This is a genomic window from Nocardia glycosmidis (assembly GCF_052545115.1).
Genome location: NZ_JBQWRH010000021.1, coordinates 72,232 through 97,635 on the forward strand (window position 1 = coordinate 72,232; position 25,404 = coordinate 97,635).

Annotated in this window: 28 protein-coding genes and 2 pseudogenes; 26 read left to right on the forward strand and 4 right to left on the reverse strand. The window is 69.0% G+C overall.

Annotated elements, in window-relative coordinates:
- The first annotated feature begins 4 nt into the window (after positions 1-4).
- From ACT86A_RS23425 to ACT86A_RS23440, 4 genes are read left to right on the forward strand one after another with little or no spacing between them, the layout of a single operon-like run.
- Entirely contained in the window at positions 5-931 is a 927-nt protein-coding gene (locus ACT86A_RS23425; protein ID WP_445094348.1) for an ABC transporter permease, read from the forward strand.
- Positions 924-1,883 carry an ABC transporter permease gene (locus ACT86A_RS23430; RefSeq protein WP_445094349.1) on the forward strand — a complete coding sequence of 320 codons (960 nt, stop codon included), beginning with the start codon at positions 924-926 and terminating at the stop codon, positions 1,881-1,883. The genes ACT86A_RS23425 and ACT86A_RS23430 overlap by 8 nt, the downstream gene beginning before the upstream one ends.
- Positions 1,880-3,562: a dipeptide ABC transporter ATP-binding protein gene (locus ACT86A_RS23435; protein ID WP_445094350.1), complete on the forward strand. Its 1,683-nt coding sequence runs from the start codon at positions 1,880-1,882 to the stop codon at positions 3,560-3,562. The genes ACT86A_RS23430 and ACT86A_RS23435 overlap by 4 nt, the downstream gene beginning before the upstream one ends.
- Positions 3,563-3,615: 53 nt before the next feature.
- On the forward strand, positions 3,616-4,362 hold the full coding sequence (locus ACT86A_RS23440; protein WP_445094351.1) for an oxidoreductase: 747 nt from the start codon (positions 3,616-3,618) through the stop codon (positions 4,360-4,362).
- Positions 4,363-4,886: 524 nt separating this feature from the next.
- Here ACT86A_RS23440 and ACT86A_RS23445 read toward each other — a convergent pair.
- Positions 4,887-5,747, reverse strand: a complete 861-nt coding sequence (locus tag ACT86A_RS23445; RefSeq protein WP_445094352.1) for an HAD-IB family hydrolase — start codon at positions 5,745-5,747, stop codon at positions 4,887-4,889.
- 382 nt (positions 5,748-6,129) lie between these two features.
- Here ACT86A_RS23445 and ssd point away from each other — a divergent pair, with 382 nt between their 5' ends.
- The 13 genes and pseudogenes from ssd to ACT86A_RS23510 all read left to right on the forward strand — a co-directional run bounded on the left by ssd (position 6,130) and on the right by ACT86A_RS23510 (position 14,735).
- The gene (gene ssd, locus ACT86A_RS23450; protein WP_445094353.1) at positions 6,130-7,239 is read left to right on the forward strand and encodes a septum site-determining protein Ssd; all 1,110 of its coding nucleotides are present in this window, start codon (positions 6,130-6,132) and stop codon (positions 7,237-7,239) included.
- Between the two features lie 90 nt (positions 7,240-7,329).
- Positions 7,330-7,962: pseudogene (locus ACT86A_RS23455) on the forward strand (ATPase, T2SS/T4P/T4SS family); the annotation flags it as partial.
- 169 nt (positions 7,963-8,131) lie between these two features.
- Positions 8,132-8,494, forward strand: a complete 363-nt coding sequence (locus ACT86A_RS23460) for an excisionase family DNA-binding protein (protein WP_445094354.1) — start codon at positions 8,132-8,134, stop codon at positions 8,492-8,494.
- Positions 8,495-8,521: 27 nt separating this feature from the next.
- Positions 8,522-10,315, forward strand: coding sequence for an AAA family ATPase (locus tag ACT86A_RS23465; RefSeq protein ID WP_445094355.1), 1,794 nt, complete (start codon positions 8,522-8,524; stop codon positions 10,313-10,315).
- 330 nt (positions 10,316-10,645) lie between these two features.
- Positions 10,646-11,032 (forward strand): hypothetical protein, encoded by a 387-nt coding sequence (locus ACT86A_RS23470; RefSeq protein WP_445094356.1) that lies wholly within the window; start codon positions 10,646-10,648, stop codon positions 11,030-11,032.
- On the forward strand, positions 11,029-11,193 hold the full coding sequence (locus tag ACT86A_RS23475) for a hypothetical protein (protein ID WP_445094357.1): 165 nt from the start codon (positions 11,029-11,031) through the stop codon (positions 11,191-11,193). The genes ACT86A_RS23470 and ACT86A_RS23475 overlap by 4 nt, the downstream gene beginning before the upstream one ends.
- 89 nt (positions 11,194-11,282) lie before the next feature.
- Positions 11,283-11,513, forward strand: coding sequence for a hypothetical protein (locus ACT86A_RS23480; RefSeq protein ID WP_445094358.1), 231 nt, complete (start codon positions 11,283-11,285; stop codon positions 11,511-11,513).
- Positions 11,514-11,556: 43 nt separating this feature from the next.
- Positions 11,557-12,027, forward strand: coding sequence for a hypothetical protein (locus ACT86A_RS23485; protein WP_445094359.1), 471 nt, complete (start codon positions 11,557-11,559; stop codon positions 12,025-12,027).
- Between the two features lie 83 nt (positions 12,028-12,110).
- Positions 12,111-12,341, forward strand: a complete 231-nt coding sequence (locus ACT86A_RS23490; protein WP_445094360.1) for a hypothetical protein — start codon at positions 12,111-12,113, stop codon at positions 12,339-12,341.
- Complete coding sequence (locus ACT86A_RS23495; RefSeq protein WP_445094361.1) at positions 12,338-12,865, forward strand: hypothetical protein; 528 nt, start codon at positions 12,338-12,340, stop codon at positions 12,863-12,865. The genes ACT86A_RS23490 and ACT86A_RS23495 overlap by 4 nt, the downstream gene beginning before the upstream one ends.
- A gap of 288 nt (positions 12,866-13,153) precedes the next feature.
- Positions 13,154-13,663, forward strand: coding sequence for a M50 family metallopeptidase (locus ACT86A_RS23500; RefSeq protein WP_445094362.1), 510 nt, complete (start codon positions 13,154-13,156; stop codon positions 13,661-13,663).
- Between the two features lie 132 nt (positions 13,664-13,795).
- Complete coding sequence (locus ACT86A_RS23505) at positions 13,796-14,002, forward strand: hypothetical protein (protein ID WP_445094363.1); 207 nt, start codon at positions 13,796-13,798, stop codon at positions 14,000-14,002.
- A 31-nt stretch (positions 14,003-14,033) separates the two neighbouring features.
- Entirely contained in the window at positions 14,034-14,735 is a 702-nt protein-coding gene (locus ACT86A_RS23510; RefSeq protein ID WP_445094364.1) for a recombinase family protein, read from the forward strand.
- Between the two features lie 83 nt (positions 14,736-14,818).
- Here ACT86A_RS23510 and ACT86A_RS23515 read toward each other — a convergent pair whose 3' ends face one another.
- Entirely contained in the window at positions 14,819-15,103 is a 285-nt protein-coding gene (locus ACT86A_RS23515) for a hypothetical protein (protein ID WP_445094365.1), read from the reverse strand.
- A 134-nt stretch (positions 15,104-15,237) separates the two neighbouring features.
- On the opposite strand from ACT86A_RS23515, the gene ACT86A_RS23520 reads away from it, so the two are divergent.
- The 3 genes from ACT86A_RS23520 to ACT86A_RS23530 are packed head-to-tail and all read left to right on the forward strand — an operon-like array spanning position 15,238 to position 16,921.
- On the forward strand, positions 15,238-15,534 hold the full coding sequence (locus tag ACT86A_RS23520) for a hypothetical protein (RefSeq protein WP_445094366.1): 297 nt from the start codon (positions 15,238-15,240) through the stop codon (positions 15,532-15,534).
- Positions 15,534-16,085, forward strand: coding sequence for a DUF6879 family protein (locus ACT86A_RS23525; protein WP_445094367.1), 552 nt, complete (start codon positions 15,534-15,536; stop codon positions 16,083-16,085). Before ACT86A_RS23520 ends, ACT86A_RS23525 begins: the two co-directional genes overlap by 1 nt.
- A complete protein-coding gene (locus ACT86A_RS23530) occupies positions 16,082-16,921 on the forward strand; it encodes a helix-turn-helix domain-containing protein (RefSeq protein ID WP_445094368.1) in 840 nt (279 codons plus the stop codon). Before ACT86A_RS23525 ends, ACT86A_RS23530 begins: the two co-directional genes overlap by 4 nt.
- A gap of 13 nt (positions 16,922-16,934) precedes the next feature.
- Here the strand turns inward: ACT86A_RS23530 and ACT86A_RS23535 are convergent, their stop codons facing one another.
- The gene (locus tag ACT86A_RS23535; RefSeq protein WP_445094369.1) at positions 16,935-18,398 is read right to left on the reverse strand and encodes a recombinase family protein; all 1,464 of its coding nucleotides are present in this window, start codon (positions 18,396-18,398) and stop codon (positions 16,935-16,937) included.
- 37 nt (positions 18,399-18,435) lie between these two features.
- On the opposite strand from ACT86A_RS23535, the pseudogene ACT86A_RS23540 reads away from it, so the two are divergent.
- The 6 genes and pseudogenes from ACT86A_RS23540 to ACT86A_RS23565 form a co-directional block, all read left to right on the forward strand.
- Positions 18,436-19,005 (forward strand): annotated as a pseudogene (locus ACT86A_RS23540) (TadA family conjugal transfer-associated ATPase); the annotation flags it as partial.
- Entirely contained in the window at positions 19,002-19,796 is a 795-nt protein-coding gene (locus ACT86A_RS23545) for a type II secretion system F family protein (protein WP_445094370.1), read from the forward strand. The pseudogene ACT86A_RS23540 and the gene ACT86A_RS23545, both read left to right, overlap by 4 nt.
- Positions 19,797-20,225: 429 nt before the next feature.
- The gene (locus tag ACT86A_RS23550) at positions 20,226-20,849 is read left to right on the forward strand and encodes a type II secretion system F family protein (RefSeq protein WP_445094371.1); all 624 of its coding nucleotides are present in this window, start codon (positions 20,226-20,228) and stop codon (positions 20,847-20,849) included.
- Between the two features lie 237 nt (positions 20,850-21,086).
- A complete protein-coding gene (locus ACT86A_RS23555) occupies positions 21,087-21,272 on the forward strand; it encodes a DUF4244 domain-containing protein (RefSeq protein WP_445094372.1) in 186 nt (61 codons plus the stop codon).
- 62 nt (positions 21,273-21,334) lie between these two features.
- Complete coding sequence (locus tag ACT86A_RS23560) at positions 21,335-21,649, forward strand: TadE family type IV pilus minor pilin (RefSeq protein ID WP_445094373.1); 315 nt, start codon at positions 21,335-21,337, stop codon at positions 21,647-21,649.
- 347 nt (positions 21,650-21,996) lie between these two features.
- A complete protein-coding gene (locus tag ACT86A_RS23565) occupies positions 21,997-22,434 on the forward strand; it encodes an Rv3654c family TadE-like protein (protein WP_445094374.1) in 438 nt (145 codons plus the stop codon).
- A 307-nt stretch (positions 22,435-22,741) separates the two neighbouring features.
- On the opposite strand, the gene sftH is transcribed toward ACT86A_RS23565, so the two are convergent.
- On the reverse strand, positions 22,742-25,105 hold the full coding sequence (gene sftH / locus ACT86A_RS23570) for a DEAD/DEAH box helicase (RefSeq protein WP_445094375.1): 2,364 nt from the start codon (positions 25,103-25,105) through the stop codon (positions 22,742-22,744).
- Positions 25,106-25,404 lie beyond the last annotated feature (299 nt).

Sequence of the window (25,404 nt, forward strand, 5' to 3'; positions counted from 1 at the left end):
CGAAATGGCCTGGTATGTCCTGCGGCGTCTGCTTCAGATGATCCCCGTCTTCCTCGGGGCGACGCTGCTGATCTATGCCCTGGTGTTCCTCGTTCCCGGCGATCCGATCCACGCGTTGGCCGGCGACAAGCCGATGACGCCTGCGGTGGAGGCGCAGCTGCGGGCGCGCTACCACCTCGACGAGCCCTTCCTCGTGCAGTATCTGCTGTATTTGAAGGGCATCGTCACGTTGGACTTCGGAACGGCCTTCTCCGGCCGCCCGGTGCGAGACGAACTGGCGCGCGCGTTCCCGATCACCATCAAACTCGCGCTGCTGGCAGTGCTCGTCGAGTCCCTGTTCGGCATCGCGTTCGGGCTGATCGCCGGTCTGCGCAAGGGCAAGCTGTTCGATTCGACCATGCTGGTGATCAGCCTGATCGTCATCGCGGTTCCGGTCTTCGTGGTCGGCTTCCTCGCGCAGTTCCTGCTCGGGGTGAAATGGGGAATCGCGCCCGTGACCGTCTCGGGGCGGGCAACGATCGGTGAACTACTGGTTCCGGCGTTCGTGCTCGGATCGCTCTCGTTCGCCTATGTGCTGCGGTTGACGCGAAATTCGGTGGCGGAGAACATGTCCGCCGACTACGTGCGCACCGCGACAGCCAAGGGGCTCGGCCGGCGCCGCGTGGTGACCGTGCACATCCTGCGCAATTCGATGATTCCGGTGATCACCTTTCTCGGCGCCGACCTCGGCGCCCTGATGGGCGGCGCGATCGTCACCGAGGGGATCTTCAATATTCCCGGCGTGGGCGGCACGCTCTACCAGGCGATCACTCGGGGCGAACCGCCGACGGTGGTTTCCTTCGTCACGGTGCTGATCGTCATCTTTCTGATCACCAACCTGGTCGTCGACCTGCTCTATGCCGCACTCGACCCGAGGATTCGCTATGCCTGACCCGACGGCAGGCGGCGGCCAGGAGCGCCGCGGCCAGGAGCACTTCGTCGCACCGGCCGACGAGGTCGACGTGCTCGCCACCGACGTCGTGCTGGATTCCGGTGCGCCGACCAGCATTTGGCGCGACGCGTGGCGGCAGCTGCGGCGCAACCCGATCTTCATCGCCGCGGCGGTGCTGATCGTGTTCGTGTTGATCGTGGTGATCTGGCCGGGCTGGTTCACCAGCCAGGACCCGCGGTACTGCAACGGCGACTTCAGCATGGACCCGCGCAGCGCCGGCCACCCCTTCGGATTCGACAAGCAAGGGTGCGATATCTACGCCCGAACCGTCTACGGCGCAAGGGCTTCCGTGCTGACCGGAGTCGGCGCGACGGTGCTTTTCGTACTGATCGGCGGCACGCTCGGCGCGCTGTCGGGCTTTTACGGCGGTCCGCTGGACTCGGTCGTATCCCGGGTAGCCGAAGTCTTCTATGCGATCCCGCTGATGCTGGCCGCCATCGTGATCATGCAGTTGCTGGACGCCCGCACGATGTGGACCGTGATCGTCATCCTGGCCTCGTTCACCTGGCCACAGGCGGCACGGATCGCCCGCAGCGCGGTGCTTCAGGCGAAGAACAGCGATTTCGTCACGGCGGCACAGGCATTGGGGGTATCGCGATTACAGACGCTGCTGCGGCACGTGCTGCCGAATGCGGCGGGACCGCTGATCGTGGTGACCACGCTGTGGCTGGGCGTTTTCATCGTCACCGAGGCGACACTGTCCTACCTCGGCGTCGGGCTGCCACGCACGGTGGTGTCCTGGGGCGCGGATATCGCCACCGGGCAAAAGGAGATCCGCACCTCGGCGATCCTGTTCTACCCCGCGACGGCGCTGGCACTGACCGTGCTGAGTTTCATCATGCTGGGCGACGCGGTGCGCGACGCCCTGGACCCGAAGGCGAGGAAGCGATGAGCGAGGGGGAACCGCTGCTCGAGATCACCGGCCTGAACGTGAGTTTCACCGCCGACGGCGAGCAGGTGCCCGCGGTCCGCGATGTGAACCTGTCGGTGTACGCGGGCCAGACCGTGGCCATCGTCGGCGAATCGGGCTCGGGCAAATCGACCACGGCGCACGCGATCATCGATCTGCTGCCCGGAACCGGACGGGTCACCGCCGGCTCGATCCTGTTCGATGGCGAGAACCTCACCGCGGCAGCCACACGAGACATCGTCGCCGTCCGCGGCAGCGGCATCGGTTTCGTCCCGCAGGACCCGATGTCGAATCTGAATCCCGTGTGGAAGATCGGATTCCAGATTCGCGAGACGTTGGCGGCCAATGGCATCGCGAAGGGCAAGAAGGCGGCTGAGCGGGCCGTGGAACTGCTCGAGGAAGCGGGTATGCCCGATGCCGAACGCCGGGCGAACCAGTATCCGCATGAGTTCTCCGGGGGTATGCGGCAGCGTGCGCTGATCGCGATCGGGTTGGCCTGCCGTCCCAAACTGCTCATCGCCGACGAGCCGACCTCGGCGCTGGATGTGACCGTGCAACGGCAGATCCTCGACCATCTCGATCGGCTCACCGCTGAACTCGGCACGGCGGTTCTGCTGATCACCCATGATCTCGGACTGGCCGCGGAGCGCGCCGAACACCTGGTGGTGATGTATCGCGGGCGGGTGGTGGAATCCGGCCCGGCCATGCGGATCTTGCGCGACCCCCAGCACCAGTACACCAAGCGGCTGGTGAGCTCCGCGCCGTCGCTGGCCGCCCAGCGGCAGTCGTCAGGGAGGCAGCGGGCCGAGATTCGCGCCGAGGCCGTGCGGGTGGCGGCCGCCGCCGCCGAACTCGATGCGGTCCCGGACGAGGTAGTCGTGGCCGAGCACCTGACCAAGACGTTCCGTATGCGCGAGCGCGTGCCGTGGAAATCGACGGAGTTCGTCGCGGTAGACGATGTGTCGTTCCGGCTGCGGCGTGGTTCGACCATGGCGATCGTCGGCGAATCCGGCTCGGGAAAAACGACGGTGGCGCGCATGGTCCTCGGTCTGCTCGCACCGACCTCCGGCTCGGTCACCTTCGACGGCGACGAGGTCGCCACGCTGGATCGCAAGGGTGCTTTCGCCTTCCGGCGCCGGGTGCAACCGGTCTTCCAGGACCCTTACGGCTCGCTCGACCCGATGTACACGGTCTACCGCACCATCGAGGAGCCCCTGCGCACCCACCGGATCGGCACGCCCGATGAGCGGGAGGCGACCGTCCGGGAACTGCTCGAGCAGGTTGCCCTGCCATCCAGCGTCCTGCGGCGCTACCCGAACGAGCTGTCCGGCGGACAGCGTCAGCGTGTGGCCGTCGCTCGTGCGCTCGCGCTCCAGCCGGAGGTGGTGGTCTGCGATGAGGCGGTGTCCGCACTCGACGTGCTGGTGCAAGCGCAGATCCTGCGGCTGCTCAACGAGTTGCAGGCCCAGTTGGGGCTGACGTATCTGTTCATCACCCACGACCTGGCCGTCGTCCGGCAGATCGCCGACGACGTGCTGGTCATGCGGAGCGGGAAGGTGATCGAGGCGGCTTCCACCGACGAGGTGTTCGACAACCCGCGCCAGGACTACACGCGCAAGCTTCTCGACGCGATCCCGGGACGCGCCCTGCTGGCCGGGTAGCGGCAGCTGGGCGGGCGGATCGGTCGAGGAGCGCGCAAGTAGCCTCATAAGCCGTGACCGATCCGCTCCAGCCTCTCGCTGATCTACCGGGTGTCCGGGACGCGGCCGACCGTGCCCGCGACGCGCTCGCCGAGGTGCATCGGCACAAGGCGAACCGCCGCGGCTGGCCGACCACGGCGGCCGAGGCAGCGGTGCGCGCCGCCCGGTCCTCCGCCGCCATCGACGGCGGCAGCACCGAACTCCCCGCCGACGGCCGCGTGGCCGATCCGATCCTGGCCGGGTCGTTGCGGGTCGGGCAGGCGTTGGACGGTGCTGCGCTGCGCAACCTCGTGGCCACCTGGGAGCGGGCGCCGCTGCAGGCTCTGGCGCGGCTGCATCTGCTCGCCGCCGCGGATTTGGTGTCGGCGGAGCAGTCGCTCGGCAGGCCGCGCGGCGAGGCGGGTGTGGCGCCGCGATTGGATCTGCTGGCGCAAACGGTACTCGGTTCACGGGCGCCGGCACCGGTGATCGCCGCCGTAGTGCACGGTGAGTTACTGACGCTGCGACCTTTCGGGACGGCGGACGGGGTGGTCGCGCGGGCGGCCGCACGCCTCGTCGCCGTGTCCAGCGGGCTGGACCCGCATAGCCTCGGCGTGCCGGAGGTGTTCTGGTTGCGCAGGCGGCAGGCGTACCTGGACGCGGCCGCCGGGTTCGGGAGCGGAGATCCGCAAGCCGTGGGCGGCTGGGTGATCTTCTGCTGCGGCGCCTTCGAGGACGGGGCGCGTGAGGCTACGTCGATCGCCGACTCGGCGGTGCGATAGCAGTCCGGTGGGATTGCAGTCCGGTGGGTCAACAGTCTCCTGACACGTCAAAGCGGGCGGCGTTGTCTGTCGACCTCACCGCCCGCTAGCACGGACTACCCGGTTACCAAGCGTGCTAGGTGGGTTGTGTTCTGCGGCCTCGGCGACTACCCGGACATCGCCGGTTCATCCCCGCAACCTGTGCGAGGCCCTCGCCGCCGAATACCCGGATCTCGCAGGCCCACAACGCTTCTGCCCTTGTCGCGGCGTGCTCCGCGTGGGTGCCTGGTGTCCGTGCTGGGAAAGAGGGTCGGGAGACAGTTCCTTCTCTTCCGGTACTGTCTTGGCCTTCCGCCCTTCCGTAATTACCTTTCTACACTGTGACTGCATTCACATCAAGAGGTCGAATGGCATGGGTCGGATGGCATTGAACAATTGGTGTTTTTCTCGGCGTTTCGTGGTTAAATGCCTGGTCCCGGGCCCCTGTGGCAAGTTGGCAACCCGTCGGCAAGCGTCCGGCGACCTGGTGTCCGAACGCCCGGACATCAGCGTCGCCGACGCAGGATTCGGTAGCTGATCGCGCCGGCCAGTACAGCACTCAAACCTACGGCGGCCGTCGCGGCGAGCGTGGTGGACGACGGTGTTTGAAAGCGCGACCACAGTGACACGGGGTTGGAGAAGGCCAGAATCGGCCAGCCGCGCGCGGTGGCCTCGCGGCGCAGATTGCGGTCCGGATTGACGGCGGTCGGATGCCCCACCGCGCCGAGCAGCGGCAGATCGGTGATCGAGTCGGAGTACGCGTAGCAACGCGACAGGTCGTAACCCTCAGTGGCGGCGAGTTTTTCGATCGCCGCGACCTTTCCCTCGGCGTAGCAGTAGAACTCGACCTCGCCGGTGTACTTGCCGTCTGCCACCACCATCCGGGTGGCGGCGGTGTGCGAGGCGCCGAGGGCTTGCGCGATCGGGGCGACGATCTCCTCGCCGGAGGCAGACACGATCACCACGTCGTGCCCGCGGATCTTGTGATCGGCGATCAGGTCGGCCGCCTCCGCGTAGATCACCGGATCCACCAGATCGTGCAGTGTCTCGGACACAATGGATTTCACCTGTTCGACATCCCAGCCGGTGCACATGCTGGTCAGGTGAGCGCGCATGCGCTCCATCTGGTCGTGGTCGGCCCCGGACAGCAGGAACAGGAAGTGGGCATAACTGCTCTCCAGGACGGAGCGGCGGTTCAAGAGCCCCTGCGCGTAGAAGGGCTTGCTGAACACGAACGTGCTCGATTTCGCGATCACGGTCTTGTCCAGATCGAAGAAGGCGGCGACGCGACCGCCTGCGGTGGCTGGGTTATCCACCCGACCAGGATAGGCGCCGACCTCGCCGGCGTCCGCCCTGGCAGGTGGCATGCGGGGCCTCATCCCGCCGCGCCCGTCAGGTGTCGGCGCCGCGGTAGGGGCGTGGGTCGAGGCGGGCGACGGCGCCCAAGGCGTTTGCTCCGCGGACGCCGGGGCCGGGCCGCAAAGTTCTCCGATGGCGGACTTGCGTCCCGGCCGGGGATCGGGTGTAGTATTGCTGGCACCTGGACATGGTCCAGGCGCGTTCAGCCCGACCCCCCGGGGCTGAACCCCGACGGCCCCAGCCTCCTCCCCCCCCGGCTGGGGCCGTCCTCTATTTCCGGGACGATTCCGTCGGCCGCATGGCTCGGGAAGTTGTCCACAGCCGGTGAGTTATCCACATTCGCCACGTTGCCTCTTCTCGCCTCGGCCGGATTCGGCCACGCTGACCTGCATGAATCTCGACCCCTCGGCATCCGGCGGCGTGCCTCCCGCCCTCGTGCTCATCCATGACGACCGCCTGCGTGACGAAGTCCAGCGCATCGCGGCCGCCGCCGAACGGGTCCTCGACGAGCCATCGCAACCCGTCGGCAGGCACGCCTGGACCGGGGCAGCGCTGGTGATCCTCGACGCGGCCGCCGCGCGGGATGCGGCTTCGGGCGGGTACCTGCGCCGAACCGGGGTGGTGCTGGTAACCGACGGTGAGCCGGGTTTGCTCGATTGGCAGGCCGCAGCATCGGTCGGCGCGGAGCGGGTTATCGCGCTACCGGGCTCCGCGGTGGGGCTGATCGAGATGTTTGCCGAGTACGGCGAGCAGCGTGCGGGCAACGGGGTGGTCGTCGCGATCGCCGGGGCAGGCGGCGGGGCGGGTGCGTCCACGCTGGCCGTCGCGGTCGCGCTGCGCGCCGCCGCCGAGAGGTTCCGGCGGCAGACCTTGCTGGTCGACGGCGCGCCGTTCGCAGGCGGGCTAGATTTGCTCCTCGGCATCGAGACGACAGCGGGCCTGCGGTGGCCCGATCTGGTCGTCGAGGATGGGCGGGTGTCGGCAACCGCTCTGCACGGCGCACTGCCGGCTGCCGCGCCCGGGCTTGCCGTGCTGTCCTGCGCACGATGTGGTGCGGGACGTCTGCCGCGTGAACTCGGCGCGGCCGGAGTGCGCGCGGTGCTCGAAGCAGGCCGCACCGCAGGCGATTTCGTAGTGTGCGACATTTCGGGTGAGCGCGGGCCGCATGCCGACCAGATGCTCGATTCGGCAGACCTCGTGGTGTTGGTCGTTCCGGCCCGGCTGCGGGCAGTCGCCGCCGCCGAGGCGGTATCCGCTCATATCGCCCGGCGAAACCCGAACCAGGGCTTGGTCGTTCGTGGACCGGCGCCCGGTGGGTTACGTGGCGACGAGGTTGCCGAAGTACTCGACCTCCCTCTGCTCGCGGCCGTCCGAGCCCAAACTGGACTGGCGCAGCGCCTGGAGCGCGGTGCGGTCACGGTGCGCCGCCGGGGACCACTGCGCGATGCCGCCGATGCGGTGCTCGGAGTACTCAGCGCCCCGGCCGGTCCGCGGCGGTGACGATATGGCTACGAGTGAGCGAAGCGGGTGGGTGTTGGGTACAGCTGCGTCCGCGGTCGTGCCGGAGCCGAGCGTCGGCGAGGTGCGGGCATGAGTGCGCTACTGACGCGTGAGCTGCTGGATCGTGTGCGCGAGCGATTGGCCGTGGAGACGGGCGACCCGAATCCGGCGCAGGTCGCCGCCGCGATCCGGGCCGAGGCAGGTGGTGTGCTCGGCGACACCGAGCTTCTGCGGGCGCTGCGAATGTTGCAGACCGAGATGACCGGCGCGGGCGTGCTCGAACCATTGCTGCATGATCCGCGCGTCGCAGATGTGCTGGTGACCGGTCCGGACGCGGTGTGGATCGATCGCGGGCGGGGACTGGAGAAGACCTCCATCACGTTCCCCGACGAGGCCGCGGTCCGGCGACTTGCGCAGCGCCTGGCGCTGTCGGCGGGGCGGCGGCTCGACGACGCACAACCGTGGGTGGACGGCCGACTGTCCGGAACCGGTGCGGTGCTGGGGGATTCGTTCGGTGTCCGGTTGCACGCGATTCTCGCACCGGTCGCGCACGCCGGCACCTGTCTATCGCTGCGCGTTCTTCGCCCGGCCAGTCAGGGGCTGGACGCGCTGGCCGCGGCGGGTGCAGTAGCACCGGAGGCAAAGCTTTTGCTGGAGCGCATCGTCCGGGCCCGGCTGGCGTTCCTGGTGGTCGGCGGGACGGGGGCGGGCAACCCGGCAATTTCTCTGAGACGCTGTTAGCTGTGCGATAACCGGGTGTTGCTTGCTGTCAGCGAGTGCAGCGCGCTATCTTGGGTCTCGGTCCAAAGTGTCCCGGACCCGCTCACGCACACGCTCCCGCCTCCCGCACACGTTGAAACGGGACTTCGGTATTCACCCCGGAGCGTGTTCAATGACCCAGCCGCGCCGTCTCGTCAGCATGAAAGCTGCTGCGGAGCACCTTGGTTGCCACTACACCACCATTCAGCGCCGCACCGCCGACGGCAGCATTCCGACCGTCCGCGTCGGCCGGTTGATCCGCGTCGATCTCGACGCCCTCGAAGCGATGGAGGCCGCCGCGCAGTCCGGCCCGGCACCGGTAGCCGAGGGGTCGCGCCTGGCCGCCCCGGTGCCCGATCCGCGCGAGCTGTACGCCGACTTCATCGCCAAGTTGGTGGCCGACGCGCCGCCGCTCACCGCCGACCAGGTGGCCCGCATCTCGACGCTGCTCAACAGCGCCGCCGAGCCGCCCGCGCTCGCAACTCAGTCCGCCTGATCCCGAACAACTTTGAGGAGGGCGGACATGCCCGAGACGCAGGAAACCCCCGGTCACCTTCACGAAACCGGGGGTGTGGAACCTACCGAACCGTTCGAGGCGACTCTGCGGGCCGACGAACACTCCCAGTCTACCGGCGGCGATGCAGACGCGAACCCGTTCGACAACCCGGTGGCCCGCGCAAATGCCGAGGCGGGCCGTGCCGCCCAGGAAGCCCAACAGCAGCGCTTGGAACGCTGGGGCAGCTTCCGGTACGACGCCGCGATCCTGGATGTCCTCGCACCGACCGCTACATGGGCGTGGCGGCTGAAGGGCGCGATCAGCCGCCGCAACGCCGACCGCGACCCCGGCCGCTTCCCGCCCAAGCTGGTGGTTACGGGCGACGAGGTGGTGAAGTTCGGCGCGACCGATGACGAACTCAAGGTGTTGCCCGCGCTGACCGATGCCCAGCTCACGGCGCTGCGGGCTGAGGCCGAGACCCGGCGTAAGACCGATGCGAAGCGGCACGACGCCGAGAGCCAGCGCCGGTTCCAGCAGGAGCAATGGCGTGAGCTGATGGGGTCGGCCGATGATGACCCGTTCATCGACCTGCGGGCCGCGCTGGCGCTCCCGCCGCGTGAGTCGGTGTGGGGGTCGGTGATCCGCCGGGGCAGCGTCTACGAGGTGCTCGGCGCGCCCGGCAGCGGCAAGACGTTCTTCGTCGCCGACCTGTGCGCCGCGATGGCGACCGATCAGACGAAGTTCCTCGGTGCGCCGCTTACGCCGGGCCGGTCGGTGATCATCGAGGCCGAAGGCGCGGACATCCTCGGCGTGCGGCTGGCGGCGGCGGCCATCAAGTACGGCGTCGATCACCCGGCCGACGGGCTGGCGGGCAAGGTCTCGATGACCCGGCATGCCATGAACCTGGCCGACCCGGCGCATATCGAGCGGATCATCGGCGAACTGGAGCGCACCGGGGCGGCGGTGCTGGTCATCGACACCCGGTCACGCAACACCCTTGGCATCGAGGAGAACTCAGCCACACAGATGGCCCCGGTGTACGAGCACCTGGCCGCCATCGCCCGGCGCACTCGGGCGGCGGTGCTGGTCATCCACCACACGGCCAAGGTCGGGGGTAGCTCGCGCGGCAGCAACGCCGCACAGGGTGCCATCGACGGCGAGGTGATGGTCCGGCGTGAGTACATCCGGGAGGAGTTGAACCGGAACGTGCACTTCGTCAGCCTCGGGGCCAAGACCCGCATGACCGACAGCGACCAGGAGTTCGCGTTCACCCTGGATCGGTTCGTAGTGCCGCGCGAGCACTTCCCGGCCGAGGATCACCGCTACGACGCCCCCGACACCCGCGAGGCGTGCCAGGTGTTGCCGGTGGACCCGATCCTGTTGCCGTCGAAGGACGCCCGCCGCGACGCTGCCGGGGCCGAGAAGGCAGACAAGGCGAACGCGGACGAGTACGCCTACGCCGAGGCGCTGTTGCGGTTCCTCGGTGCGGAGCGGGCCGCCGGGCACGCACCGCCGAGCCCGTCGATTCTCACCCGGAAAGCACGCCGGGCCGCGCCGCTGCCGCCCGACACCACGGAGAAGGTCGCTCAGGCTGTCCTCGACCGCCTCGCGGCCTATGGGATGGTTCGGGAGGTCAGGGCCGCTGATCTGCCTGCCGATCAGCGAGCGGGCCGCGTAGGGGGCAGCGGCAAGGCCGTGGTGCTGAACCGGCCGGAGATGTTCGCCGCCGCCGACCCGGCCGCCGCCGCATTCACTCTCGAACAGTGGGCGGCGCTGTCACAGCTCCACGGCGCTGCTCTCGGTGATGGGGGTCTGTCGTGATCGGTTCCCGTCCCCGGTTCACCGGAGAGCAGTGGTTGGTGGCGGTGGCTCGCCACCCTAAAGGGTGTGGCTCTCCACCAACCACCGCCTCTCCACGGTGGTTGGGCGCGTGGTTGAGAGGAGCGGTGAAGAACAACAAAACCGCAGCTCAAGCCGTGGTTGTTGGGCTCAACCACTGGTTCAACCACTGCCCCTGTCCACCGTGGTTGAAGCAGTGGTTGAAGCGACCCCCTTCAACCACTGGTTTCAACCACTGGTTCTGACCTGCGGCGATAGAACAAACAAGCTGCGCCACAACAACTTTCAAAACACAACCGAAAGGACCACGAAATGATCCCTGAGACCGGCTACATCACCGCCGCCTTCAAGATCGGCGAAGGGCCGTGCGAGCGGCGTCGGGTCGTCGCCTGGGACGGCGACGGCAACGCCCTGGTGCCGGATGCGATCGACGGCCGTCTCACCATCGCCCGGCTGGAACCCGGCTTCCAGTGGCTCGATGCGGAGGCCGCCGCCACCGATCCCGTTGCGTTGATCCCTGGCGGCGGATGGGTGGCTGAGCACCGCGACGGCTCCACCGCGCCGGTTGTCGCGTGGGGCGTCGGCCTGGATGGCGCGATGCGCGCCTACGTCGCGAGCGGTGACCGTGCTGTGAGCGCCGACGACTTCGAGGAGCTGTCGTTTACCGTCCGGCACCCCGCCGCCGAGGGGGAGCTGTGACCCAGACCCGCGTCAAGCTCGCCGCCGAGGCCGTCGCCGACCTCGTTGCCGAGCGCCGCTCCCGCAGGAGCGCGGTGGTCCCGTACGACGCCGCCCTGATCGACCACATCCAGCGGATGCAGACCCCGAGCGATTCCGAGGAGGGCCGAACCATGACCTGACCAGCCAACCCCGCCGCCCCGGCTCCGACGGCCTCACCGGAGCGGCGACACCGAACCGAACCAATCGAACCCCCAGAGAGGCCCGACCTATGAACACGACCAACCCGTTCGCCGCCCTGCCCACCAAGCTCGACGCCTTCGGTGGTGACTGGCCGACCGTGTGCGCCAAGTGTGTGCACCCTGGCGCAACCAGGCCGCGCTACCTCGATGTCGGCCCGATCTACCGGTGTGTGAGCTGCGGTGCCCGCTGGACCATCGACCTCATCGCCGACCCGGACGCCCCCGGCGTCCTGCGTGGCGTCGCCACCCCGGCCGCCTGATCTGTCCGATCAATCGCTGTCCGCAGGAAAGGAATCCCACCCCATGACCGGAAACAACGTCCCCAGCCCCGACGAGCGCGAGCGGGCACAGCAGGCGCTCGATATGCGCATGGCCGGGGTGACCTGGGCGCGCATCGCTGAACGTCTGCTGTACGCCGACGAGAGCGGCGCTAGGCACGCCGCGATGCGGCTGCTCGACCGCACGGACTTCGCGCTGGCGACCGAGTACAGGGACACCGAAGGCGAGCGCCTGTCGCGCTTGCTCGTCGCGGTGTGGCCCGCCGCAGTGCGCGGCGACCTCGCAGCCGTGGAATCCGCGCGCAAGCTCATCGAATCCCGCGTGCGGCTGTTCGGTCTGGCACTGCCCACCAAGGTCGAAGTCTCGACCCCGGTGTCCCACGAAGAGTGGGCCGCGCAGGCGGCTGCGCTCATGGCCGAGATCGGCGGGACGGAGCCGTGCCCGGCCATCGCACCGGCCGACGCCGACGACTGGGCCGGGACGCCCGGCGACTGAATCCCGTTGCGGCACTGGGACTCAGCGGACCCCGAATGCAGCAACCGGGGTCCGCTGCACCCCTGGGGCGTAGCTTCGCCACCATGAGCAAGACATACGCCGAGACCGACCCGCGCAGCCGCCCGCCGGAGAGCTGGCGCGGCAGGCTGGCGGCGCTCGCGAGCCGGGGCGAGAGCGACGGCCCGCGCGTCGAAGATTGCCGCCGGGCGCTGGCCTGGTGGAACGCTCACGAGCTGTTCAGCCGCGAGATCGACCGGGGCGCGATGAGCATCGAAACCGCCGAGCAGATGCTCGACATGATCCGGGGTGCGTGATGAAGCTCTACGCCCGTCGCCGCCCGGCCCCAATCGGCCGGCAAAGCCCACCCGCCGCCCGTGCGCCGAAGCCGCTGGCCGGTGCCGTCGAGCTGGACGCCGATCTGCTCGCCTTCGCGGCCAAGGCTGCGGCGTCACCGGCACCCGTCGCGGCGGCAGCCGTCGCGGCAGACCTTGCCGAAGACCTCCGCGTTCCCCTGCGCGATATCGCCGACCTCGCCGGGGTGGCCCGCCCTCAGCCCGCTGTGTTCGACGCCTCGGACGTTGCGGCGCGCACCTGGACCGAACCCTTGACCGCCGCCGTCTCGGCAGCGAGCAAGGCGCTCGGTCGCGCCCCGGCGCGGATGCCGACGTTCGAGTTCGAGGCGCGCCGGTTCGATGCCGGGCGGCATATCGGCCTGTGCCGGACCGCGATCCGTTCGGCCAGCAAGAGATTAGACAACATCGCGGCCAACGCCGCCGCTCGGGAACGCCTCGCCGAGCGCGGCGTGAAGCTGACCCGCTACAAGGCTGTGAGGCGCTGACGTGCCCGCCTGCGCGCGGTGCGGGACCGCGACGAACAACCGCCGCGCCGCGCCGGGCTGGCTGTGCAATGGCTGTCGGCGGTGCTGGTACTGCGGCGCGCCGACCACCAACGGCGGGCAGCTATGCCGGGCACACCGCGACGTGCAGCGCAACAACGAACCTGATCCGAAGTCGGCGTCCTCCTTTCCGCCGCCGGTCGGACGCCGGGGCGACGGCATGGCTTCGGGCCTCGTTTCCCCGGCGTCCCCCGACCTCCTCACCCGACGAATCCGAGAGGCACTGAACCGATGAAGCTCACCGACGCCGAGCGCGCCCGCATCGAGATGGCTGCGCACGAGTGCGGACATGCGGTTGCGGCGGTGCTGTGCGGCGGCCGGATCACCTCGGTGAACCTGCACGACAGCGGCGCTGGCGGGCATTGCCAGGCCGTTGACCTGCCCGCACACGCCGAAGCCCTCGTTGCGGTCGCGGGACCGTGGGCGGCTGCCCGCTGGACGACCGGAGCAGTGCCGAGCTTCCGCGATGTCCGCGAGGAGCTGGCCACGCAGCCCGAAGACTTCGCGGTAGTCGCGGCTGCGTCACCGGGCGATGACCCGTACCGGGTCGGCCGGTGGCTCGAAACGGTCTGGCCTGCGGTCCGTGAACTGTCGGCGACCCTCTACCGCGACGGCCACCTTGGGCACCGGCAGGTCTGCGAAGCTCTCGGGGTGCCGCTGTGGGGCGTCGAGACCTCGGCCGTCGCCGCCAGCATCAAGTCCGGCGCATGGTCGCCGCCCGTGAAAATTGCTGCCTCGTAACCCCGCCGCGTACAACCCTGTGACCGGCGCGAACGTCCCGCACAATGCCCGCCGGGCGTGGTGTCCAGGCACTGAAATTTCTTCCGGCACTGCGTGTTAGATGGGGAAATCCGCGGACCGAAGGAGCACCGGATGAGCGACGTAGTACGGGCGACCCTGGCCGGGCTGGCCGGTCTCGCGCCGGAACAGCGGCTCGACGCCGCACGCGAGACGGCCCGGTCTCTGGCCGCGATGCTGGCCGCCGCAGACCTGGAGCTGACCCCGACCGAGCGCGCCCGGCTGGAGGGCGCACACCTCACGCTCGACCTGCTCACCGGGCAGGCAGACGAGACCGTTTAAACCAAAGGGTCAATTGGTATATGTTTCGAGCATGACCGCGCCCCGCACTCGCCGCCGCCGCACCGCTCCCGCCGGAACCGTCGTCGCCTACGTCCGCGTGTCCACCGACGAGCAGGCCGCCTCCGGTGCGGGGCTCGACGCACAGCGAGCCGCCATCGAGGCCGAAGCCCAGCGCCGGGGCTGGACCATCACCGAGTCGTACGCCGACGAGGGCCTGAGCGGGTCGCTCGACGCCGCCGACCGTCCCGGCCTCGCCGCCGCGCTGGAAGCGGTGCAGACCGGCCGGGCCGCTGTCCTCATGGTCGCCAAGTCCGACCGGCTCGCCCGCAACCTGCGCGCCCTGCTCGACGTGATCGACCGGGCCGAACGCGCCGGGGGCAGCCTCGCCGCCGCCGACGGGTCTATAGACACCAGCACAGCGGCGGGCCGGTTCCAGACCCAGATCATGGGCGGCGTCGCCGAGCTGGAGCGCGCTCTCATCAGCGACCGCACCAAAGCCGCACTGGCAGTGAAGAAGGCACAGGGCGTCCGGCTCGGTCGGCCGTCGGCGCTGCCCGCCGAAGTCGTCGCCCGCATCGTCGCCGAGCGCGCCGACGGGGCGGCCTGGCAGCGGATAGCCGACGGGCTCAACGCCGACGGCGTGCCGACCGCACAGGGCGGCTCGAAGTGGTATCCGGCCACGGTGCGCAAGGTGGCGCTGGGGCAGGACGCCGCCGGGCTCCAATCGCCCTGACGGTTACCACCGCTCCGGCCACAGCATCGCCCAGAGCCACACCGCCAGAGGTAGGGCGACCACGATCACCCACAGCACCGCGATCATCGCGCCGCCCGGCGCGGCCCCCGCAGGCACAGCAGGCCGCGCCGCACCGCGACCAACAGACGCTCATCCACCGGCGTCTGTTCCACGGCTGCCAGGGCGGCCACCACATCAGCGTGAAGTTCCACGTATTCGGCCATCGGAACCGGCCAGCCGTCCGCGCCGACCACCTCCCAAGTTCCATCGCTGTGCTGGAGGTAGCGCGCGCCGTCCATGTCGTCCCCTGTCGTTCGCTGGTGGCTTGCACCGGCCGCCGGGGAGCACAACACCCGACGGCCGGGCATAAACGAATCCTGGGCGGGCACCGCGCGCACCCGATACGACTTTGTGCATTTTTGCGCGCAACCTTGTGACCCGTGGGCCGTCGCGGCGACCATTGCGGGGTACGTTCGCCTCAATTGCAAAGGACGGCCTCACAATGCACTCTCACCTCACACTGCGCCTGCTCGGCTCCGGCTCAGATCACGGCACCTGCCCGGCGGTGTACGCCGCCGAGACCGGCGAGCTGGTCGTACAGGGCGACATCACCGACCGGACCGGGACCGTCCTGGTGCCTCACGTCCTGCTCGATTGGCTGGAGCCGGGCATGACGCTGCCCGTGGAAGCCACCGACGCCCCCGGCGCGTTCCTGGTCAGCGGCGAGCAGGTCACCGCGCCCGAAGTCCTCGCACAGCTCCGGCTCGCCGACCATGAGACGGCCGTGGTGGTGCGCTGATGCTCCATGTGACCGGTGACGGAATCTTCGAGCCGCTGTTCCGCGCGGCCCGCCGTCGCGCGTTCCACCTGGAGGTGCAGGACACCTACGGTGTGGCCGATGAAGTCGAAGCGCTGCGGCGCTGGGAGGCCGGGGAGAGCTACGAACCGGCCGAACAGCCCGCCTCGTGGAAGGCGTGGGATGACCTGATGGTCGAGACGGCCGGGCGCGGCGTCGCGCTCGAACGGCTGCGCGTGGTCACCGTCCCGCACTCGGACTACACCCGGTGGCTGCTGAGCCGGACAGAAATCCGCCTGGAGGTCGGGGAGGCGGTGCGGTGGCTTCCACGCCACCTCGCCGACCCGGCCGACGTACCGGGCGATGACTTCTGGCTGTTCGATGACGACACGGTGGCCTTCACGACCTTCGCCGAGAGCGGGGAGTTCATGGGGCTGTCCATCACCACCGATCCGGGAATCGTCTCCCGCTGCGTGAACGCACGGGCGACGTTGTGGCCGAAGGGGATTGACCACACCCGGTACGCCGACAGTGAGCACGCGCACGCGCCGTGAGAGCTGTCGATGACGCACGGGCCGCGCTCGGCGCACGCCTTCGGGAGCTGCGCCGAGCCGCCCACCTGTCCGGCGTCGATCTCGCCGCTCGGTGCGGCTGGCATTCCAGCAAGATCAGCCGCATCGAGCGCGGGAAGCAAGCGCCGTCCGAAGCCGACCTCGCCGTCTGGTGCGAGGCGTGCGACGCTCTCAGCGTCCTGGATGACCTGGTGGCGAGCCTGCGCAACCTGCGCGCGATGTACCTGGAGTGGCAGCGCACCGTGGCCGCCGGGCACGCGCACCGTCAGCGCCAGTCCATCAAGCTCGAAAGCCAGACTCGGCTCATCCGCTGGTTCGCCCCCGACACCCTGCCCGGCCTGTTGCAGACCGAGGGCTACGCGCGGGCCGTCCTGCGCGCCTGCATCGCCATCACCGGAGGCCGTGACGACCTGGACGAAGCCGTAGCGATGCGGATGGTCCGACAGCGCGTTCTCCAGCGTGGCGGGCACCGCTTCCACATCCTCATCGCGGAGGCCGGGCTACACCGCACCGTCGGCGACAGCGCGGTGATGGCGGCGCAGCTCGAACACCTCCTCGGTGAACTGGAGCGGCCCAACCTCCGGCTCGGCGTGATCCCGCTGGATGCCGAGTACCGCGCCCCGGCGACGAACTTCGTCATGTACGACCGTGCCCAGGTGATCACCGAGACCGTCAGCGCCGAGCTGACCATCACCCGGCCGTCGGAGATCGCCTTGCATGACAAGACCTTCGCCCTGCTCGCCGACCAGGCCGCCTACAACGACGCCGCCCGAGCGCTCATCGTGCGAGCGCTGGAGCGGCGTACGGGGGCTACGTGAAGGTCCGGCCGGGCTACTGCTTCCAGTCGATCTTGACGTAGTTCGGGTCGAAGTAGCGGCCGTCTGCCCGCCGCCCGTGGGGCGCGACCAGCACCCTCACGGTCATCAGCGCGTCCACGATGGCCCGGCGGTGGCCCAGGCTCAGGCCGTCGCTGCGGTCCTCCTTGGTCCCGAACCAGGCGGTGCGCACGTCGCGCCCGGCCAGTTCCTCCAGCGGTGACCGCATCCCGAGCGAGATCAGCGCCGTGTCGATCTCGGTCAGCTTCGCCTTCAACTGCGCACTGGCCGAAGCGAGTTGGCGCGCGTCGATGTCTCCGGCGGCGAACAGGTCGGCCAGCGAGTCGAGCCGCTGCCGGAGCGCGGTCTGTTCCACCCGCAGGGACAGGGCCTCGCCGCCGCCGTCGTTGCGGGTGATGAGCTGGTTGAGGGTGTCGGGCCGCTCCAGCCGGGCCACCACGGTCTCCTCCACGAAGGCGTCCAGGTGCAGGGCGTCGCGATGGACGTGCTCGACGCCCTGCTTGTCGCGGGCGGCACAGCGGTAGACCCGGCGAGGCTTTCCGCTCGCGGTCGAACAGCGCAGTTGCGCCTTGCCGCACACATCGCACAGGTAGACCCCCGAGCCGAGCCAGCGAGGGGTGTTGCCCGGCGTCGTCCTGCGGGCGGGGTTGGTCACGATGGCGACGGCCGCCTTCCAGGTCTCCTCGCTGACCAGCGCGGGCCACACGGCCTTGCCGACGATCTCGCCCTTGTGGACCGACCACCCGGCGTTGCGGGGCCGCTTGATGATGTCGCGGACGGCCACCGAGGTCCACTGGCCGCGCCCCGTGGCCGTGGGGATGCCGCGCCGGTTGAGGTCGGCGACGATCTGGCGCAGCGACACCCCGGCCACGGTCTGTTCGTACATGCGGACGATCTCCACCGCTTCGGCCTCCCGGACCGTCACGCCGTCGCGCTCGAAGCCGTAGGGCCGCATTCCGCCGTGGAACTCCCCGGCGAGCGCCTGCTGTACGCGGGCCGCCTTGATGCGCTCGCCCTTGTGCTCGGACTCGTAGCGGGCCACCGCGCCGAGCTGGCGGGCGACCATCCGGCCGGACGGCGACGACAAGTCCCAGAGCCCGGCCTGAACCGTGTGGACGCCGGTCTTGCGGCCCTCGATGAGCGTGATGAAGTGCTCCAGCTCGATGGGGCTGCGGTGGAGGCGGTCGGGGTGCCAGGCGATCACGACATCGACCGCGCCGCGCTCGATGTCCTCGCACAGGGAGAGGTAGCCGGGCCGCTTCTTGCCGCTGTAGGCGCTGATGTCGTTGTCGCTGTACACCCGGACCGCCGTCGCGCCGAGCCGTTCGGCGAGTGCCCGGCAGTCGCCTTCCTGGCGGTCCACCCCCTTCCCGTCGCCGCTGCGGTCCTGGGAGATGCGCACGTAGATGGCGATGCGGAGGATGGCGTTTGTGCTGGTGGAGGCCGTCTTGCTGGTCATGGATCGAAGTATGCCCTAACCACGTCTCAATTGAAGTGCCGTTAAGACAACGCTGTTGTCCGCTTTGCTGGCCACGGTGCATCCCACCGAGCGGATAATCTGCGTCGAAGACGCCGCCGAGCTCGCACCGCCGCATCCCCATGTGGTCCGCTTGGTCGCCAGGACCGCGAATGTCGAGGGCGTCGGTGCGGTGACCGTGCGCGACCTGGTCCGCCAAGCACTGCGTATGCGACCGGACCGAATCGTGGTCGGCGAGGTCCGAGGGGCCGAGGTGGTCGACCTGCTCACCGCCTTGAACACCGGTCATGACGGGGGCGCGGGCACCGTGCACGCCAACTCGCCACCGGAGGTCCCCGCGCGTCTGGAGGCTCTTGCGGCGCTGGGCGGGATGGATCGCGCGGCCCTGCACAGTCAACTCGCCGCCGCGGTCCGAGTCGTCCTCCATGTGCACCGCCGCCCCGACGGCTCGCGCGAGTTGCGCGAGATCGGTCTGGTGCACCGCACCGACCGTGGTCAGGTGCAGATCACGGCCGCGTGGCATGCGACGGGCGCGGCTCCCGCCGCCGGGGAACTGTCCCGCCTGCTCGCCGAGCGGCTCGACCGGTGAGTGCGGCGATTGTGTGCCTCGCCTTGGCGCTGGCGGTAGTTCCGGCGCCGGGATCACGACGCCGGTTCACTCGGATGTTCATCGCTCGCGGCGACCATCGAAAACCCGTGTGGAATACCGTGTCGCGCGCCGGAATCGGCGCGGGCGTCGTCGCCGTGTTCGTCCTTCTCGGGCCGGGTGCTTTCCTCGCGGCGAGCATGATCGCCGGGACCGTAGGGCTGCGGGTCCGCCGGTCCGCGCGCGATCGGAGAAGGAATGCCGAGTGCGCCTACCTGCTGGAGGCATTGGAGGCCGTTATCGGCGAGTTGCGAGTCGGCGCCCATCCGAGCAGTGCCGCCGAGGTCGCGGCGCGCGAGGTGCACGGCGATTCGGCACGAATCTTCGCCATCGGCGCCGCACGCAGCCGGCTCGGCGGCTCCGCGGCAGAGGGGCTGCGACAACCGGAGTCCCTTGTCGCGGCGGAATTGTCCCGAATCGCAGACGCATGGCAGGTCGCCGAGCAACACGGCCTGGCTCTCGCGGAGTTGCTGTCGGCAGCTCGCACGGATCTCGCGGGGCGCATCCGGTTTCACGGGCGCGCCACCGCGGCGCTGGCCGGCGCCCGCGCCACGGCCGCGGTTCTGGCCTGCCTGCCGTGTCTTGGCATCGCGCTCGGCCAGATGATGGGCGCTGCTCCGCTGCATGTCCTGTTCGCCTCATCGGCGGGACAGGTGCTGCTACCTCTCGGTGCCGGGCTGGTCTGCGCGGGGTTGCTGTGGACGGATGTCATTACGCGAAAGGTGCTGACATGAACACACTTTCATCGATCGGCGGCCGTCTGGCGGCCGTGCTGGGCGATCAGCATCCACCAGACACATACTGTCGCCGTCATTTGTCGAATTCTCGACGGGGTGTCGGCATCGAGGGGATCGACGCCGCGAAGTGCTCCGAGGACAGTCGGCGGCCGAAGCCAGGGCTGTTGCGGCGCGTGGCGTGCGGCGCGTGGCTATTGCTCGGGAAGTTCTTGGCGGCGTGCGACTTTCGGCCGTGTTTCGAGACCGGGGCGGTTGGTGCCGGGGTTGCCGAACGCGGCTTTGTTGCCGAACGCGGCTTTGCGGGAGCTGGGTGCGGTGTCCAATCCCAGTCGAGGTCGTCGGTGTTGGTGCCGCACACGGGCCGAGGGCCGGTCGTGCGGTGTGCGAACGATTCTCCGGCGTTTGCGCTGGTGATGGAGGGCGGGGATGGCATTGACCACGGGGATGGCGGCGCCGTTGCTGTTGCTGGCGGTCGCGGTGACGTTACTGCCGGCGCGGGTTGCGGTGAGCCGACGATTGCGTACCCTGCGTCAACCGTTCGGCGGGCACATCGAGACGTCGCGCGCAGCGAAGCGGAAAGCCGATCCTTTGGCCGCAGCATCGGTCTTCGACCTTCTGGCGGCGTGTTTGCGGGCGGGCCTCCCGATGGCGGGTGCGGCGCGGGCCGTGGCGGCCGAAGCACCGGAACCGCTGGGTGGAGCACTGCGGCGGGCAGCGGATCTGCTCGCGCTGGGCGCGGACGCGACCACCGCCTGGGAACAGGTCGCCCGAGATGCGGCCGGGCGTCCGGGGGCGGACGAGATCGACTCACTGGCCAGGATGGCGCGCCGTTCGGCGCGGTCCGGTGCCGCACTGGCGGTAGCGGTGGGGGAGCTGGCCGAACAGCGCAGGGCCACGGTCGAAGACGCCGCCGCCGCGAAAGCGGAGCGTGCAGGCGTGCTGATCGGCGGGCCCCTGGGCTTGTGCTTCCTTCCCGCGTTCGTCTGCCTCGGCATCGTCCCTGTGGTGATCGGCTTGGCCGGAAGGGTGCTCGGCGGCGGTCTGCTGTGATGCCACCCGTTCCCGGTCCGATTGCGACGTGTTCGTACCGCGCCCCCGCGCGGATCGGCCAGTCGGGTGCGTGGTGGTGGTGTGGGATCGCGGGATGGCGCATGTCACCGGGGGAAGCGTGCTCGTCGCGAAAAGCGTGCTTGTGCGGACGGGCCGCACGAGCCGAAGTGAGAGGGGAATCTGTTGCGTATCGAGCGGGTTACGTGGCCCATCGGCCGGAAGCCGAAGGCGGTATATATGGCCCTGCGCGTGCGGGCGGTGCAGGCGTTGGTCGCAGAGGACGGCATGAGCACGGCGGAGTACGCAATCGGCACGATTGCGGCAGCGGCCTTCGGCGCAGTGCTCTACGGCGTGGTAACGGGCGACAGCATCGTGAACGCGTTGACGAAGATCATCGACCGGGCGCTCAACACTGCGGTGTAGGCGGCGTCGCGGGTAGCCGTGCGGGCCACGGCGGGCCGAGGCTGAGTGACGAACGAGGGGCGGTGACAGTGGAGGCCGCGCTTGCGCTGACCGCGCTCGTCGCGACCGTCGTGCTGTGCCTGGGTGCCTTGCTGGCGGCGTCGACGCAGGTCCGCTGCGTCGATGCCGCCCGTGAGGCGGCGCGTTTGGCGGCACGGGGTGATCACGCGAATGCGGTACCGGCGGCGCGACGGATCGCCCCGCAGTCAGCCGACATCGCTCTGCGCACCGAAGGCACCCGCGCTGTCGCCGTCGTCTCCGCGCGAACCCCTCTGCTGCCGATGCTCAGGCTCCGCGCGGAAGCGGTCGCCACGCTCGAGCCGGGGGTTGCATCGTGACTGCGGCATCCACCGATTCGGCGGGTGGGCGCGCCGAGCGTGTGTCGTGTGTTCCGCCGGGGAGAAGTGGCAGTTGTGCTCAGCTGAGTCATCAGGTCGCGCGACCCGCCGGCAAGACGGAATCGCGGGCAGAGCGCACGCCGAAACGTACTGAAGTGGATGGCCGACCACTTCGGCCGTGTGGTCGGCGCTGCCCGGCTGAACCTGACGCGCCTCGCCAGTGTTCGCCGGAGCCAGGCCACCGGCACGTCCCGTCAGGAGCGGGATGCACGCGGTCGAGGGCCGTCCTTCGTCGCACACGCCGAGTGGGCGTATGCCACTGTCAGCGGGAGCCGGCGATACCGATCATGAGCCGAACCGACAGCAGATCGGGCTACGACGGCGTCGACGTGACGGGACGCAGGACATGGCGCGGGTTTGTGGCGGCAGATCTTCGGACGTCAGGCGAACACGGGGTAGCCACGGTGTTCGCGTGCTCGGGGCTGGTGGCGCTGATCAGCGTGACGCTATTGATCGCGCAGGTAGGTGCGGTAGTGGTGGCGCGACATCGGGCGCAGGCGGCGGCGGATATGGCGGCGCTGGCGGCGGCGAGTGCGTTGGTGCAGGGAGTGAATGTCGCCTGCGCCGAGGCGGGCGAAGTGGCGCGGAGAATGGGGACGCGAATCCGGGACTGCACTGCCGCGGAGTGGGACGTGTCCGTAACTGTCGAAGCGAATGTACCAATTGGTCTGTATCGCGATCGGAGCGTTCGAGCGATCGCTAGAGCAGGACCGGCTGAAGCGTGAGAGAGTTCGATACATAGCCGCCCAAGCGTCGCTCAGGTGGCGGAAATCGGGAATTCCTCAGGCCCGCCCAAAAGGCCCCCCGGAATTCTCCGTACTGCTGCGGATATCGAAAGACATGAATGCATATTTTCGCAATCAACGATGTGGCAATAGTCTGGTTAATATGAATTTATTCCTTTTTATTCTGGGGGGCGAAGCGGTGCCGGGCCGGCCGGCGGTCGCTGAGTGTCGCCCGCGAGTACGCCGGCAACCTGGATACCCGGTTACGGGCCGGCCTCCGCGCCGTCACGAATCGAGCGGCAGGGCGTCATCCGGCCGACAAGGCGGCCAATACAGCGGTGAGCAGGCGTGCCGCGCCCGCCTTGTCCAGCGGGTGGTTGCCGTTGCCGCACTTGGGCGATTGGACACAGGACGGACATCCGGCCGCGCATCCGCACGACTCGATTGCCCCCAGCGTGGCCGAGAGCCACTGCCGCAGTTGGGTGTACCCGCGCTCAGCGAAGCCTGCTCCGCCGGCCTGACCGTCGTAGACGAAGACAGTGGGTAGCCCGGTGTCCGGATGCTCGGCAGTGGAAACGCCGCCGATGTCCCAACGGTCGCAGGTAGCTACCAGCGGCAACAGGCCGATCGCCGCGTGCTCGGCCGCGTGTAGCGCCCCCGGAACATCCTGGGGTTCGATTCCGGCCAGCGCCAACAACTCCGGGGTCGCCGTATACATCACGGCCCGAGTGGGGAGTGTTCGCGGTGGCAGATCGAGTTCCACGAGATCGAGCACTTCGCCGGTGGCCAGCGTGCGCAGGTACCCGATCACCTGGCTGGTGACCCGCACCTGCGCCAGAGCTGTCGTCACGTGACCGTGGCGCTGGTGCTCGGTCATCGCGTCGATGGTGATCGAGGTCGTCTGCCGTGCGCTGGTGGTCCATCCCGGCTCCGCTGCGTGCACGAAGGCCACGCCGCCCTCGAGATCCAGCTCGTCGACCACGTAGGTCTCACCCTGATGCAAGTGGACGGCGCCCTCGTGCAGCGTTGCCTGCGCCCGCCCCGCGTCGGCGGTGCCGAGCAACCTGCCGGTCTCACCGTCCACGATGGCCACCGGCGTACCGATTCCACCTCGGACGTCCACGGCGTCGTGCGGTTGCGTCTCCGCGGTCACATACCAGCGCGCACGATCCCGCGTCCCGCGCCGTCTGATCAGTCCCTGCGCGGTCAGATCGCGCAGCACCTCGCGGGCGCCGAGTTCGTCCACCTCGGTATCGGTGAGCGGCAGTTCCAGTGCGGCGCACAGCAGTTGCGGACCGAGCACGTAGGGATTACGCGGATCGGTGATGGTGGCCTCGACCGGCTTGTCCAGTAGCGCGTCCGGGTGATGTACCAGGTAGGTGTCGAGTGGATCGTCCCGCGCCACCAGCAGGACCAGCGATCCCTGGGTGCGCCGGCCCGCACGCCCGGCTTGCTGCCAGAACGACGCGACCGTACCTGGAAAGCCCGAGACGATCACGGCATCCAGCCCCGCGATATCGACGCCGAGTTCCAAGGCGTTCGTCGTTGCCGCACCCAGCAGTGACCCGTTCGACAATGCCGCTTCGAGGTCGCGCCGATCTTCCGCGAGGTAGCCCGCTCGGTATGCCGCTACCCGTGTGGCGAGGTCCGGATCGACTTCGGTCAACAACCTTCTGGCATCCATCGCGGTCTGCTCGGCCGCGCGGCGCGAGCGGACGAATGTCAACGTCCGCGCTCCTTCCGCGACCAGATTCGCCATGATCCGTGCCGCCTCCGCGGTGGCCGCCCTGCGTACCGGAGCGTCGTTCTCGCCGGTCACCGCGGTGAGCAGCGGCGGTTCCCAGAGCGCGACCGTGCGCGGCCCCTGCGGTGAGCCGTCCCGGGTGACCGCCGCGCACGGCGCGCCGATCAGCCGGGCCGCGGCCGCCGCTGGTTCGGCTGTGGTCGCCGAGCACAGGACGAACACCGGAGCGGCGCCGTACCGGGCCGCGATCCGGCGCAATCTGCGCAGCACCAGTGCGACATGCGAGCCGAATATCCCGCGATAGGCGTGACATTCATCGACGACCACATAGCGCAGTCTGCGCAACAGCCGCGCCCAGCGCTGGTGCGAGCGCAGTATCCCCAAGTGGAGCATGTCGGGGTTGGTGAAGATCCAGCGCGCGTTGGCGCGTACCCACTGCCGTATCTCGGCCGGAGTATCGCCGTCGTAGGTAGCCGGATGAACGTCCCGCAGCGGACCTTCGTGGGTCAGTTCCCCTACCGCGCGCAGCTGATCAGCACCGAGCGCTTTCGTCGGCGCCAGGTACAGCGCGGTGGATTTCGGGTCTGTTCGCAGCGTCGTGAGCACCGGAAGCTGATATCCGAGTGACTTGCCCGACGCGGTCCCGGTGCTCACGACCACGTGCTGACCCGCGAAAGCTAGGTCCGCGGTCTCGGTCTGATGACGCCAGGGCGCGCTGACGCCCGTGTCCTGCAACGCCGCAACCACTTCCGGCGAAGCCCAGGTCGGCCAAGCGGCGCTCTCCGCCGCACGTGCGGGCAACTCGACGACATGAGTCAGCCGGGTGTCGTCGTCCGGAACCCCGGCCAGGACACGATTCAGCAACGATGTGCCGTAGCTGAGGCTGGATTGCGGCTGTGCTCGGCCCGCCGAGTTCACCGGATTCATGCGGCCCGCCGCCCGGCACGCTCGGGAAGTGTGAAACGTGTGCGTCCGGGAAGGGTCACCTGCCATTTCGATACCAAATAGCGACCTGGGTCACAGCTCGATTGCTGAACCTCGACTCGGTTATCGAAGGGCAAACGAACCTCGAGTCCGGATTCCGCCATTGTGTTCCTCACCTGCGCATTCGCAAGATCAACTTTTTTGCAAATTGTCGGTAACTCGACTGTTGAATTGCTCGAAGACATGGTTCACTGGTTCCTGGTCGCAAGCTTCTGTGTTCGAGGGACGGATCCAAAGTCCAA

Excerpts from the sequence above, each read along its gene's own strand:
- ACT86A_RS23425 (WP_445094348.1), top strand. The coding sequence starts at position 5 with ATGGCCTGGTATGTCCTGCGGCGTCTGCTTCAGATGATCCCCGTCTTC.
- ACT86A_RS23430 (WP_445094349.1), top strand. The coding sequence starts at position 924 with ATGCCTGACCCGACGGCAGGCGGCGGCCAGGAGCGCCGCGGCCAGGAG.
- ACT86A_RS23435 (WP_445094350.1), top strand. The coding sequence starts at position 1,880 with ATGAGCGAGGGGGAACCGCTGCTCGAGATCACCGGCCTGAACGTGAGT.
- ACT86A_RS23445 (WP_445094352.1), bottom strand. The coding sequence starts at position 5,747 with ATGCCACCTGCCAGGGCGGACGCCGGCGAGGTCGGCGCCTATCCTGGT.
- ssd (WP_445094353.1), top strand. The coding sequence starts at position 6,130 with ATGAATCTCGACCCCTCGGCATCCGGCGGCGTGCCTCCCGCCCTCGTG.
- ACT86A_RS23460 (WP_445094354.1), top strand. The coding sequence starts at position 8,132 with ATGACCCAGCCGCGCCGTCTCGTCAGCATGAAAGCTGCTGCGGAGCAC.
- ACT86A_RS23465 (WP_445094355.1), top strand. The coding sequence starts at position 8,522 with ATGCCCGAGACGCAGGAAACCCCCGGTCACCTTCACGAAACCGGGGGT.
- ACT86A_RS23470 (WP_445094356.1), top strand. The coding sequence starts at position 10,646 with ATGATCCCTGAGACCGGCTACATCACCGCCGCCTTCAAGATCGGCGAA.
- ACT86A_RS23480 (WP_445094358.1), top strand. The coding sequence starts at position 11,283 with ATGAACACGACCAACCCGTTCGCCGCCCTGCCCACCAAGCTCGACGCC.
- ACT86A_RS23485 (WP_445094359.1), top strand. The coding sequence starts at position 11,557 with ATGACCGGAAACAACGTCCCCAGCCCCGACGAGCGCGAGCGGGCACAG.
- ACT86A_RS23490 (WP_445094360.1), top strand. The coding sequence starts at position 12,111 with ATGAGCAAGACATACGCCGAGACCGACCCGCGCAGCCGCCCGCCGGAG.
- ACT86A_RS23500 (WP_445094362.1), top strand. The coding sequence starts at position 13,154 with ATGAAGCTCACCGACGCCGAGCGCGCCCGCATCGAGATGGCTGCGCAC.
- ACT86A_RS23505 (WP_445094363.1), top strand. The coding sequence starts at position 13,796 with ATGAGCGACGTAGTACGGGCGACCCTGGCCGGGCTGGCCGGTCTCGCG.
- ACT86A_RS23510 (WP_445094364.1), top strand. The coding sequence starts at position 14,034 with ATGACCGCGCCCCGCACTCGCCGCCGCCGCACCGCTCCCGCCGGAACC.
- ACT86A_RS23515 (WP_445094365.1), bottom strand. The coding sequence starts at position 15,103 with ATGCCCGGCCGTCGGGTGTTGTGCTCCCCGGCGGCCGGTGCAAGCCAC.
- ACT86A_RS23520 (WP_445094366.1), top strand. The coding sequence starts at position 15,238 with ATGCACTCTCACCTCACACTGCGCCTGCTCGGCTCCGGCTCAGATCAC.
- ACT86A_RS23525 (WP_445094367.1), top strand. The coding sequence starts at position 15,534 with ATGCTCCATGTGACCGGTGACGGAATCTTCGAGCCGCTGTTCCGCGCG.
- ACT86A_RS23535 (WP_445094369.1), bottom strand. The coding sequence starts at position 18,398 with ATGACCAGCAAGACGGCCTCCACCAGCACAAACGCCATCCTCCGCATC.
- ACT86A_RS23550 (WP_445094371.1), top strand. The coding sequence starts at position 20,226 with ATGGCATTGACCACGGGGATGGCGGCGCCGTTGCTGTTGCTGGCGGTC.
- ACT86A_RS23555 (WP_445094372.1), top strand. The coding sequence starts at position 21,087 with ATGGCCCTGCGCGTGCGGGCGGTGCAGGCGTTGGTCGCAGAGGACGGC.
- ACT86A_RS23565 (WP_445094374.1), top strand. The coding sequence starts at position 21,997 with ATGAGCCGAACCGACAGCAGATCGGGCTACGACGGCGTCGACGTGACG.
- sftH (WP_445094375.1), bottom strand. The coding sequence starts at position 25,105 with ATGAATCCGGTGAACTCGGCGGGCCGAGCACAGCCGCAATCCAGCCTC.